Source organism: Serratia proteamaculans (assembly GCF_949794035.1).
In the GTDB taxonomy this organism is placed as follows: domain Bacteria; phylum Pseudomonadota; class Gammaproteobacteria; order Enterobacterales; family Enterobacteriaceae; genus Serratia; species Serratia proteamaculans.
This window is the reverse complement of the sequence record NZ_OX461105.1, coordinates 5,183,570-5,195,685: the sequence shown is the minus strand read 5'-3', so window position 1 is coordinate 5,195,685 and position 12,116 is coordinate 5,183,570. Positions and strand designations below refer to the sequence as shown.

Genomic DNA, 12,116 nt, shown 5'->3' with positions numbered 1-12,116 from the left:
GTTTGTTATGCTGGGTTTGGCAGGTGTGATGGTGGTTTTTTGGTTTTATATGCTGGTTTATTGGCTTAAGGTTGGAATAAAAAACCAGCCACCCGAGGGTGGCCGGTATGATTGCATTGCTTCAGGGTGCGGATTGTTCGGACGTTGGCAGGGTTTTATCTTCTTTATACTGCGCAGTGGCGATCCAGGCGGCGCAGAATAGCGTCAGGCGGGCAAAGAAATAGAAAAACGCCATCAGCCCAATTACCGAACCAAAGGCGGCGCCGGAGGGGGACTTTGCCACCTGTGGCAGCGTCATGGTCATCACAAACTTAATCACTTCGAAACCAATGGCGGCAAGTAACGTGCCGCGCAACAGCGCCTTTTTCTTCGGCTTATGCCGCGGCAGCATCCAGAAGATCCACAGGAACAGCAGGTAGTTGGCGAAGATGGAGATCGACAGCGCAATCAGCGTCATCGCCGGCCGCAGCCACTCGATGCCTTCCAGACCCAGCGCCCGGACAATCGCCGACTGTGCCGAACCGGCGATGGAGGTCAGCGTCAGGGTGATAATCAGCGCTACTACCAGACCACTTAGCGAGACAAAGTCGCGGGTGTATTTGAAATAGATTTTTTCCTGATCCTGCGGATTACGTTCCCAGACATCCCGCGATTGCGCGCGGATCGCCTCACGCAGGTTACCCATCCAACTGATCCCCGAATACAGCGCCAGTGCCAGACCGGTCAGCCCGACGGTGGTGCGTTGCTGAATGGCGGTATTGACGGTGTTTTTCAGCGTGCTGGCCAGCGTAGGGTCACTGATGCTACCGACAATTTTATTAATTATCCCGGTCAGCAGGTCAGGATTGGATGCCAGTACAAAGCCGACGGCGGCAAACGACACCATCAGGATCGGGATCAACGAAAGAAACGAGAAATAGGTGATGGCGGCGCCGAACTGGCTACCCAGACGATCGTTAAAGCGTTCGGTGGCGCGCAGCAGGTGAGCGATGCTTGGCCAGGCCTTGATACGTTCAACCAGGCGTGAAAAACCGGAGATGCGCCGATCAATATTCTGGTGGCCGGTTTTGATGGCGATCAGCGGCTTTTGCGGCGCTTCACTGTTGGGCTGGTGGGGGTCTTTATCTGATCCTGTAGGCATTACGTCACGATTTCCTTAACGATAAATAGGCTCTCTCAGCCTTGATTATAGCCAAAAGGCGCGCTGATTTGGCCGCCGGGTTGGGCAACAGGCTAATTTGTGAGCTTAGCGCGTTCGTTCCCCGGGTGAAATGTTACTCCCCACCGATAGGTAAAATTCTTATATCAGTCGCGTGCCAGCACGCTTTTTTTCGTTCATCGGCCTCCAATTTTTATCTGTTTCATCACTAAGAAAGCGTTTACTCATGATGTGGCGCTGCGGTTTACCTGCCGCAGCATCACTGCAGCCGTAGGGGCTGGAACGGTTTCACCTGTTATCACTGGATAAAATGGAAGGTCATATGAAATTACTTAATCACCCCACCTGTCGTCCGTTTACCGAAGCGGGCAATTTGACACAAATCTCCGCCTACTATGAGGAAGAGCGGCACATCATGTGGATGCTGCTGCGCGCCGAACCGCGTCCTTGCTTCAATCAGGCGTTAATTGAAGACATCATGACGCTGGCGCAGGCGGCCAAAGAGTCATCATTGCAGTTTGATTTTTGGGTTACTGGCTCGCTGGTGCCAAATATGTTCAACGTGGGTGGCGATCTGCAGTTCTTCGCCGAGGCGATTAAAAACCGCAAGCGTGAGGCGATGATGGCTTACGCACGCGCCTGCATTGATTGTGTGCATGCGGCGGCACGCGGGTTTGATACCGGCGCGGTCAGCATCGCGATGGTGGAGGGCAGCGCGCTGGGCGGTGGCTTTGAGGCGGCGCTGGCGCACCATTTCGTTCTGGCGCAGAACAATGCGCGTATGGGGTTCCCGGAAATTGCCTTCAATCTGTTCCCCGGTATGGGCGGCTATTCGCTGGTGGCGCGTAAGGGAAACATGCGTCTGGCGGAAGAGTTGATTTGGGGCGGTGAGTCGCACACGGCGGAATGGTTTGAAAGCCGTGGCCTGGTCGATCAGTTATTCCAGCCCGGCGATGCCTATGTGGCTACCCGTACCTTCATTGATACCATCCGGCCCAAACTGAACGGTATGCGTGCCATGCTGCGTGCCCGTCAGCGGGTGTTGCAGTTAACGCGTTCTGAACTGATGGACATTACCGAAGACTGGGTGCATTCGGCCTTCACCATCGAGGAGAAGGATCGCGCCTATATTGAACGCCTGGTGATGCTGCAGGATCGCCACACGCTGAACCTGCGTCGTGCCGGCTAATGTTACCCTGCCCGCCTCACGCTGAGGAAGATGGCGGGCGATAAGACTGCAGCCAATGTTCCAGCTGTTCCGGGAGCATTGGCCGCGCAAACAGGAACCCCTGTTTTTCATCCACGCCGATTTCATCCAGGAATCGGTTCTCGCTTTCGGTCTCCACACCTTCGGCGATCACCCGGAATTTGAGCGCTTCGGCCGCCGCCACGATGGCGCGCACCAGCGACTGTGAAACCGGATTATCATTCACGCCCCGCACAAAGCTTTTATCCAGCTTAATGGCATCCAGCGGAATACGCGCCAGCTGCGCCAGCGAAGAGTAGCCGGTGCCAAAATCATCAAGATGAACCTGTGCACCCAGCTCACGTAGCCGGGTAATCACTTCGCGTGCGCGTTTCTCATCTTCAATCAGGCTGCTTTCCGTGAGTTCGAAGTCCAGCAGGCAGGGGGCCAGTTGATTTTGCAGCAACACCTGCGCCAAATCCTCAACGATAGAGTCATCAACCAATTGCCGGGCGGAAAGATTGACCGCGACCCGCAGTTGCAGCCCTTGTCGTTGCCAGTGAGCGGCCTGTTTGGCGGCGGTTTGCAGCACCCAGCGGCCGAGCGGGCCGATCAGGCCGGACTCTTCGGCGTAAGAGATAAACTGCAGCGGTGGGATCAGACCGCGTTCGGGTGAATCCCAGCGTACCAGCGCTTCCACACTGCAGACTTTGCCGCTGATCGCCTCGATTTTTGGCTGGTAATACACCACCAGCTGGTTTTGCTCCAATCCCTTACGCAGGTTGGTATCCAGCCACATGTATTCCGCGACGCGTTTGTTCATTTCCGGCGAGAACACGGTATAGGTCCGTTTGCCGTGCTCTTTGGCGACGTACATGGCGGTATCGGCGCTGCGGATCAGGCTGTCGAGATCGTTGCCATGTTCTGGACACAGCGCAATACCAATAGAGCAGCCGGTATAAACCTCGATTAGCCCTATACGGAACGGCGTTTTCAGCCGGTCGATAATACGTTGAGCCAGGCGTTGCAGCATTTCGCGGTCGGCCTGCTGGGCCAGTACCAGAAATTCATCGCCCCCCAGTCGGGCCAGGGTTTGGTCCTCAGCCAGACAGCCGAGCACTGCCAGCGACACCTCTACCAGTAAACGATCGCCGAACATATGGCCGTAGGCGTCATTAACCTTTTTAAAGTTGTCGAGATCGAGATACACCAGCCCAACGTTGCTGCCATCGCGTGCGGCGATCGACTGGGTGATTTTGTCCTGAATGGCATTGCGGTTAGGCAGGCCGGTGATGATGTCGGTATTGGCCAGCACCCGCAGACGTTCCTGGGCGCGACGCTCTTCGGTGATATCGGTGCCGGAGCAGATCAGAAAGACTTCATTTTTACCGCTGCCGCTGTGAACGAACTTGTTGCGGAACAAAAACAGCCGCTCGCCCTTTACCGTTTTGATCCAACGTTCCACCTCATAGGACGACCCATTACGGAAAAAGCCGGCGATGTTGCGCCGCGATGCCGAAGCTTCTTCCGGGCTCATAAACAGCTGAAAGACGTTTTTACCAATAACATCATGTTCGTGCAGGCCGGTGTACTCTTCACTCAGACGGTTGAAGCGCTGAATACGGCCATGCTGATCGACAATCACAATCACAGAGTTGGCTTCAGATACCACCTGTTCGGCGAAAGAAAGGCCGTGCACCAAATCACGGGCGACCGATTGGGTATCGCTGAAGGCGGAAGCGGTGCCCGCCCACTCCAGATTGTTGATTCTGCGCCCGACCAGATGCAGGTGTATTGGCTCACCGCTGATCGTGATGGTGATATCAAGGCTGGCGGTAATGCCACTCAGGCGACGGATTTTTGCTGCCTGCATGGCGCTGAGCGCCACGGCCATATGGGTTTTGCCTTTAACTGCCGACAACGCCAGGGCGTTGCTGTCAAACGTCAACCGCCAATAAGGGCTGTTGGTGCCGAAGTGGGCGTTAAGAAGCATAGGGCCTTGGTCTGCGAACATGATGATTCCTCAAAAGGGCACGACAGCCAGGTCTGTGCAAGGAGCGCAGCCGCAGGTTATTGGCCCGGGAGTGGCCGTAGTGCACGTATCTCCATCATATAACACGTTTTTCACCGGTGGGGGATGAAACTATTATATAAGCAATAATTAGTTTTGCTCTGTAATCGTTCGATTATCCCCTTGCCTTAGAGTGTATGTGAGAACCTGAGGTTTCGAGAGATCCATGCGATCTCAGCGCATTGGCACGGCTATCAGCTTGTTGCAGGGCGGTTGTAGCACAGAGCTCTACATTATAATAAAGTGGGCCGTTGGCAGGAGTAATCCTATAGAATTAAACTCCATGTTGTGGTGAGTTTTATGTGATGGGAAACCAAAATTTCCAGTTAATACACATTATCTTCATAATTCATTCATTATTGATGAATAAAAGTGTTTCGGGCTTTAATAAATTTACACAGCATCGCATTACTATATATTTATCGGCCTATTATTATCTCCGACGAAAGATGAGCCTGTTCACGTACAGCGCTCCTGATGAAGAATAATTTTAAGGAAATGATTATGCGTAAACTGACCGCTTTATTTGTCGCTTCTACTCTGGCTCTGGGTTCTGCTTCTATGGCTTTCGCAGCCGATACTACGGCGGCGCCGGTCACTACAGATGCCACACCGATGAACATGAAAATGATGCACCACAAAGGCGAAGGTAAAGGTGGCCCGTTTGCCGGCCTGAACCTGACCGAGCAGCAGCGCCAGCAAATGCGCGATATCATGAAAGAAACACACCAGAAGCGCGGCGAAGGGACCAAAGATGAGCGCCAGGCGCTGCATAGCATGGTGGCTTCCGACAGCTTCGATGAAGCCAAAGCGAAAACCCAAATTGACGCCATCAGCAAAGCGCAGTCCGAACATATGCTGGAGCGCGCCAAAGCTGAAAATAAAATGTATAACCTGCTGACCCCTGAGCAGAAAAAACAATACAATGAGAATTATCAGAAACGCGAACAGAAAATGATGGAACACATGAAAAACATGAAGTCGAAAATGACGACTGCACAGTAATAATTTCATGTGGTAAATAAAAAGGGCCAGATTAATCTCTGGCCCTTTTGCTTATCTCACTGCTACTTCACTTCCCGTTAAAAACGGGTTTCCCTGGTGTTGCGCGCGAGTAAGCTATTTTCCCATCAATCTCTGTTAATTTTTTTAAATTGACGAGTAGTCTCGGTTAAAGCGAGCTCCGTAGGTAGGCGTTCCATCGAACTGGCACCATAGAAACCATCAACTAACGGGCAGTGCTGCATGATATAGGAAGCGTCTTCAGGCGTGGCTATTGGGCCCCCGTGACACAGGACGATGACGTCTTCGCGAACCTGCTTGGCGGCCTGGGCCCATTCGTTAATCAGAGATACGCAATCAGCCAGTGTCAGCGCCGTTTCTGCGCCAATGCTCCCACCGGTTGTCAGCCCCATGTGCGGGACGATGATATCTGCACCTGCTTCGGTCATTGCGATCGCGTCTTGCGCATTAAAAACGTAGGGGGTGGTCAGCAGGTCTTTTTCATGCGCTAGCCGAATCATATCCACTTCCAGCGCATAGCCCATTCCGGTTTCTTCCAGATTGGCGCGGAAGTTGCCGTCAATCAGGCCCACCGTCGGGAAGTTTTGTACACCAGCGAAGCCCGTGCTTTTAATTTCATCAAGAAACTTATCAAAGTGGCAAAAAGGATCGGTGCCGTTTACCCCAGCTAAAACCGGGGTGTGCTTAACTACCGGCAAGACTTCTTTGGCCATGTCCATCACGATTTCGTTGGCATTACCGTAAGCCAATAGGCCAGCCAGGGAACCGCGGCCAGCCATACGGTAGCGGCCCGAGTTGTAAATGACGATCAGATCAATACCACCAGCCTCTTCACACTTGGCCGATAGGCCGGTGCCGGCACCGCCACCGATGATCGGTTCGCGGCGGGCAATCATTCCCCTGAATTTGGTCAGTAATGCCTGTCGAGTGTGTTTGGCCATGTGTAACTCCAATCAAAAAGAATGAGAGATCTCCCGGAAATGCAGCACGGCGGTGTCGGCAAAGCGGGGATCGTTGATGTTGTAAGGGGTCTTGATCAGACTCTGTTTCTCTGTGGGCTGCCAGGTTGCTTCCAGTGCGCTGACGAAGGCGGCCAGCGCCTCAGGATCCCAAAAGGCTTGCCCTGGGGCATCAAGTGCTGAAACACCTCCTTCAGGGATCAGGAAGCGAATCTCCCCTGCGCATGCGTTCAACTTTTCACCGATCCAGCGGCCCATTTGGGCATTTTCTTCTGGCGTAGTGCGCATTAGCGTCACCTGGGCATTATGGTTGTAGAACTGGCGTTCAGCGTAGTGATCAGGAATGGTACCGGGATGACCAAAGTTGATCATATCCAGAGCACCGCAGGACATGACACAGGGAATGCCGGTACGGGCTATCGCGTCGAAGCGATCTTCTGTGCAGGCCAGCACGCCGCCAAACAGATGGTCACAGACCTCGGTGGTGGTTAAATCGAACACCCCGTTCAGCAGATGGCTGTCGACCAGTTTTTCCATCGCCTGGCCACCGCTGCCTGTCGCATGAAATACCAGGCAATCCCACTCATTTTCAATTGCCGCAGTCACCGCCTGAATACAGGGAGTCGTGACGCCGAACATGGTAAGTCCAACGGCGGGTTTACTGTCGGTATCAACCGGCGTAGCAAATCGAACGGCACCGGCAATTTGATGTGCGGCGTTACCTAAAACGAGGCGGGAAATACGGTTGAGCCCGGCGACGTCGGTAACCGAATACAACATGCCTATATCACTGGCGCCGACATAGCCGGAGGTGTCACCGGAAGCCATGGTCGACACCATCAACTTTGGCAGGCCAATGGGTAATTGCTGCATGGCGGGCGTAATCAATGCGGTGCCGCCGGAGCCCCCGAGGCCAAGCAAGGCTGCAACGTCCTGCCGTGAGAGCATAAATCGCTCGAAAGCAATGGCCATGGCGGCAATGGCTCTCCCGCGATCGCCACAAAATACGGCGCTCTCGCCTTCAGGATGATAGCTTGCAACCGTGGCTGCGGAAATATCGGCAGGGTGGCAGGCCGGGACATGATGAGTCGATAAGTCGACGGTTAGCGTGGGTAGTCCAGTATCAGCGATCAGGCTGCGAACATAAGCTAGTTCTCGTCCTTTAGTGTCCGCTGTCGTCGCAATATAGATGATTGCCTGATTATTGTTCATTAGCCTGTTCCTGAATTATAGGTCCGGATGGCCGCCACGCTTTTTACTAATTTTATTATAATTTAATTAGTTATATAAATTGAATCCCTGGTGCTGACTAAGGTTGCTGAGCGTAGTCGGTGAATTCAACATCATAATGAGACTGTCGTATCATTTATGCAAGTGGGTTTGGTATGAAAATGAGATTGATGTCTCATTCAATAAGTGAAAGGACAGATTTGCGTCTTCTCCTGGATAGCGCAGAGTCCGGCAAGTTTGTTACAGTGGGTATATTCGCCTGAGCTCTTGTTCTGGCCTGCGTTATATTGGTGAGAAAGAGGTCCGCTGTGCCATTAACCCTACCCCAAGATTTGACCCATACCCGAGCCAGAACTCGCAAGCTGTTGCTCGCTAGCGCGATGGTATTGTTTGATGCTGGGGCCTTTCCTTCCATTACTGAATTGGCTCAGCATGCGCAAGTTTCCCGTGCGACGGCTTATCGCTACTTTCCCACCCAGAGTGCATTGATCACTGCGGTGGTTGCCGAGAGTTTGGGGCCCATTCTTGAATGGCAACCGACAGACCATGACGCTGGGACACGCATCCAACAATTATTGAGCTTTGCTTATCCGCAAATGGAACAACATGAGGGGGCTTTGCGCGCTGCATTGCTGTTGTCTCTTCAGCAATGGGCCGAGGCACAATCCAGCACCATTAAACCGATTGAAAAGTTCGTCCGCGGCAACCGCAAACGCCTGCTGAACCTGGCAGTAGAACCGTTGCAGGATAAACTGCCGCCCGAGGCGTTACAGCGGGTGATTCATTCTTTTTCGCTGATCTATGGTTCGGAAGTTTTCCTGGTCCTGAAAGATATTTGGGGTCTGGATCTCGGTGGTATTCAGGATGTGACGCAGTGGATGGCGAAAGCCATAATTCGTCAGGCCGAGGAAGATGCGATGAACAGCAGAAAACCGCTAGCATGATAGTCCAATTTTTACTGCCATTCTCGGCGAAAACCAGCACATTTCACTGAGTGAGTATTGGCAATAGTTATAATTAAAATTGATAAAAAGAGCATCTTAAGCATTGTTGAACAGGCCGCAGGGGAGATACCCATGCGGCCTTTTTTGTTTCTATTATCCTTATTTATCATTTGATTATATTTCATCCTCAGCACGATAAATTCACGCTTCTCGCTGGCTTAAAGCCATCGAAGATCCTTATGTCTTTCCCCCTTTTTACTCGATCCTCAGGCTCCCGTTTAGATCATCCAGCGCCTTGACCCATTAGGCGCGCTTGAGATTGTTGTGCTTTATTTATTTGGTGTTACGAAACTGTTACACAAAAAAATCAATAAGACATTTGCAAACAACAATGGACGGTATCTGGGATGGAAAATAGACGTAAAGGAGTCAAGCCTGTTCAGGCGGCCTTCGGCTGGCCTGAAATTGGTGTTAATCGCGCACAGTGGAGTGCTGTGCTTTTTTGCCTGGCGGCGATCGGTGGAGCGCAGGCTGCACCTTATGTAGAGAGCGGTAAGCCGGGTGATCCTTCAAGTTGGCGTAGTAATGAATTCAACGCCGAATGGGGCCTGGGGGCGATCCACGCCGATCAGGCCTACGCCGCCGGTTATAGCGGGAAAGGCGTAAAACTCGGCATTTTCGATCAGCCGGTGTATGCCAAACACCCGGAGTTTGCCAGCCAGGGCAAAGTGATCAATCTGGTGACGACCGGCATCCGCGAATACACCGATCCCTATATTCCGGTGAAAAAAGGCGACGTATTCCGCTATGACGGCACGCCGAGTGTGGACTCCGACGGCACGCTGGGTTCACACGGTACCCATGTGGGCGGCATCGCTGCCGGCAACCGCGATGGTGGCGAGATGCACGGCGTGGCGTTCAATGCACAAATCATCAGCGCGGAAAACGGCGATCCGGGCCCGGAAGACGGCATCATTCTCGGTAATGATGGCGCGGTGTACCAGGCTGGCTGGGATGCGTTGATCGCCAGTGGCGCGCGCATTATCAATAACAGTTGGGGCATCGGCATCACTGAGAAGTTTGATCAGGGCGGCAAGGATCCTGCCTATCCCCACTTCACGCTCGCCGATGCGCAAAAGCAGTTCGATCAAATCAAACAGATCCTTGGCACCAAAGCCGGTGGCGCTTATCAGGGCGCGATCGATGCGGCACGTAGCGGCATCGTTACCATTTTTGCCGCCGGTAACGATTACAACCTGAATAACCCGGACGCCATGGCCGGTCTGGCCTATTTCGTGCCGGAAATCGCCCCCAATTGGCTGTCGGTCGCCAGCCTGCAGGATCCGAGCAACACCGGCGATTACAGCATCAGCACTTTCTCCTCACGCTGCGGTTATACCGCCAGCTTCTGCGTTGCCGCACCGGGGACCAAGGTGTACAGCTCGATCATCGAAGGCAACAGCGTAGATAACCTGACCACCGGTTACGCCAAATACAGCGGGACTTCAATGGCGGCGCCGCACGTGGCAGGCAGCATTGCGGTGCTGATGGAGCGCTTCCCGTACATGACCGGCGCACAGGTTGCCTCGGTGCTGAAGACCACCACCGTTGATATGGGCGCTCCGGGTATCGATGCGCTATATGGCTGGGGGATGATCGATCTGGGCAAGGCGATTAACGGCCCGGGCATGTTTGTCACCGAACAAGATATTCCTGAGGAGTTCCGTGTTAGCGGTGCCTACGGCCCGGAACAGTTTGTGGTGAATTTACCGGGCGTCGGCGCGGTGCTGGACAAGGGCAAACCGACCGAACGCGTGTGTGACGATACGCATTGCGGGTTGGATGTCTGGAGCAACAACATTTCCGGCCACGGCGGCCTGACCAAACAGGGCATCGGCACATTGGTACTGACCGGCAATAACAGTTACGCGGGGCCGACATTGATCAATCAGGGCCTGCTGGCGATTAACGGCTCGGTCACTTCGGACGTCACGGTGCAAAACGCCGGTGTGCTGGGTGGCTCCGGTACTGTGGGCTCACTGACCGCCCGCAGCGGCGGTACCGTGGCGCCGGGTAACTCGATCGGCACGCTGAATGTGGCTCGTAACGTCAGTTTCGAGCCGGGTTCCCGTTACGCGGTGGAAGTGGCCCCCAACGGCCAGAGCGATCGGATCCAAAGCAACGGATCGGCGACGATCGGCGGGGGCGAAGTGGCGGTCTCGCTGGAGAACAGCACTAATCTGCTGTCGCAAAGCGAAGTTCGCAGCCTGCTCGGCCAGCAGTACAACATCCTGACCGCCCAGCAGGGCATCAGCGGGCAGTTTGATTCGGTAGCACCGAACTACCTGTTCCTCGGTACCGGGCTGACTTACCAACCGAATCAGGTCACGCTGAACGTTGGTCGTAACGCCACCAGTTTCGCCAGCGTGGCAGCAACCCAGAACGAGCGTGCGGTGGCGGCAGCGGCAGATGCATTGGCGGCGGGCAATCCGGTGTACGAGAGCATCCTCAATGCCGGTTCGGCAGGGGAAGCCCGTCAGGCGTTCCGTCAGTTGTCCGGGCAGATCCACGCGGATATCGCCTCGGCACAGGTCAACGACAGCCGTTACCTGCGTGATGCGCTGAACGGCCGTCTGCGGCAGGCGGAAGGGCTGGCGACCTCGCCGGACATCAAGGCTGACGATGACGGCGGTGCCTGGGCGCAGTTGCTGGGTGCCTGGGATCATGCGTCGGGCGATGCCAATGCGACGGGCTATCAGGCCTCGACCTATGGCGTGCTGGTGGGGCTGGACTCGGCATTGGCGGATGACTGGCGCCTGGGTGTGGCAACCGGTTACACCCGCACTTCGCTGGACGGCGGCTACGGCTCGAATGCCGACAGCGACAACTACCACCTGGCGGTGTACGGCGGCAAACAGTTCGGTGAACTGGCGCTGCGTGCCGGTGGTGGCTACACCTGGCACCGTTTCGATACCTCGCGTTCGGTCAATTACGGCATGCAATCAGATCGCGAAACCGCGAAATACAGCGCGCGCACCGAGCAGGTGTTCGCCGAGGCGGGTTACAGCGTGAAGGCTGACTGGGTCAATCTGGAGCCGTTCGCCAACCTGGCGTACATCAACTTCCAGAACAACGGTATCTCGGAAGATGGCGGGGCAGCGGCGCTGCACGGCGACAAACAGCACACCGACGCCACGGTATCGACGCTGGGGCTGCGAGCTGATACCCAGTGGCAGGCGAGCAAAACCACTTCGGTGGCGCTGCGCAGCGAGCTGGGCTGGCAGCATCAGTACGGCGATTTGGATCGCGGCACCGGGCTGCGTTTCAACGGTGGCAACTCGCCGTTCGTGGTGAACAGCGTGTCGGCCTCGCGTGACGGTGCGGTGTTGAAGGCCAGTGCAGAGGTGGCGGTGAACAAGAATGCCACACTGTCACTGGGCTACGGTGGCCTGCTGTCGCAAAACTACCAGGACAACAGCGTTAACGCCGGTTTCACCTGGAATTTCTGATCTTAAAAAACTGAGGGACAAGCCGCCTCTTCGGG

Annotated in this window: 8 protein-coding genes; 4 read left to right on the top strand and 4 right to left on the bottom strand. The window is 54.6% G+C overall.

Features of this window, described 5'->3' with window-relative positions:
- Nucleotides 1–121: 121 nt before the first annotated feature.
- Entirely contained in the window at nt 122–1,141 is a 1,020-nt protein-coding gene (gene yhjD, locus QOT07_RS24160; protein WP_207980127.1) for an inner membrane protein YhjD, read from the bottom strand.
- Nucleotides 1,142–1,481: 340 nt separating this feature from the next.
- On the opposite strand from yhjD, the gene QOT07_RS24155 reads away from it, so the two are divergent.
- Nucleotides 1,482–2,348: a crotonase/enoyl-CoA hydratase family protein gene (locus QOT07_RS24155; protein WP_085119944.1), complete on the top strand. Its 867-nt coding sequence runs from the start codon at nt 1,482–1,484 to the stop codon at nt 2,346–2,348.
- Nucleotides 2,349–2,364: 16 nt separating this feature from the next.
- Here QOT07_RS24155 and pdeR read toward each other — a convergent pair whose 3' ends face one another.
- Complete coding sequence (gene pdeR, locus QOT07_RS24150) at nt 2,365–4,359, bottom strand: cyclic di-GMP phosphodiesterase (protein WP_099065458.1); 1,995 nt, start codon at nt 4,357–4,359, stop codon at nt 2,365–2,367.
- 561 nt (nt 4,360–4,920) lie between these two features.
- Between pdeR and spy the strand changes: the two genes are divergently transcribed.
- Nucleotides 4,921–5,421, top strand: a complete 501-nt coding sequence (spy, locus tag QOT07_RS24145) for an ATP-independent periplasmic protein-refolding chaperone Spy (protein ID WP_283604091.1) — start codon at nt 4,921–4,923, stop codon at nt 5,419–5,421.
- 125 nt (nt 5,422–5,546) lie between these two features.
- Here spy and QOT07_RS24140 read toward each other — a convergent pair whose 3' ends face one another.
- Both QOT07_RS24140 and QOT07_RS24135 read right to left on the bottom strand, forming a co-directional pair.
- Nucleotides 5,547–6,380 (bottom strand): phosphoenolpyruvate hydrolase family protein, encoded by an 834-nt coding sequence (locus tag QOT07_RS24140; RefSeq protein WP_129937315.1) that lies wholly within the window; start codon nt 6,378–6,380, stop codon nt 5,547–5,549.
- A 12-nt stretch (nt 6,381–6,392) separates the two neighbouring features.
- Entirely contained in the window at nt 6,393–7,610 is a 1,218-nt protein-coding gene (locus QOT07_RS24135) for a Tm-1-like ATP-binding domain-containing protein (protein ID WP_099065461.1), read from the bottom strand.
- 326 nt (nt 7,611–7,936) lie between these two features.
- Here QOT07_RS24135 and QOT07_RS24130 point away from each other — a divergent pair, with 326 nt between their 5' ends.
- Nucleotides 7,937–8,572 (top strand): TetR/AcrR family transcriptional regulator, encoded by a 636-nt coding sequence (locus tag QOT07_RS24130; protein WP_283604088.1) that lies wholly within the window; start codon nt 7,937–7,939, stop codon nt 8,570–8,572.
- 407 nt (nt 8,573–8,979) lie between these two features.
- Nucleotides 8,980–12,081, top strand: a complete 3,102-nt coding sequence (locus tag QOT07_RS24125) for an autotransporter outer membrane beta-barrel domain-containing protein (RefSeq protein ID WP_283604087.1) — start codon at nt 8,980–8,982, stop codon at nt 12,079–12,081.
- Nucleotides 12,082–12,116: the final 35 nt, after the last annotated feature.

Coding starts and splice junctions, on each gene's coding strand:
- yhjD (WP_207980127.1), bottom strand. CDS start 1,141: ATGCCTACAGGATCAGATAAAGACCCCCACCAGCCCAACAGTGAAGCG.
- QOT07_RS24155 (WP_085119944.1), top strand. CDS start 1,482: ATGAAATTACTTAATCACCCCACCTGTCGTCCGTTTACCGAAGCGGGC.
- QOT07_RS24125 (WP_283604087.1), top strand. CDS start 8,980: ATGGAAAATAGACGTAAAGGAGTCAAGCCTGTTCAGGCGGCCTTCGGC.
- pdeR (WP_099065458.1), bottom strand. CDS start 4,359: ATGTTCGCAGACCAAGGCCCTATGCTTCTTAACGCCCACTTCGGCACC.
- QOT07_RS24135 (WP_099065461.1), bottom strand. CDS start 7,610: ATGAACAATAATCAGGCAATCATCTATATTGCGACGACAGCGGACACT.
- QOT07_RS24140 (WP_129937315.1), bottom strand. CDS start 6,380: ATGGCCAAACACACTCGACAGGCATTACTGACCAAATTCAGGGGAATG.
- spy (WP_283604091.1), top strand. CDS start 4,921: ATGCGTAAACTGACCGCTTTATTTGTCGCTTCTACTCTGGCTCTGGGT.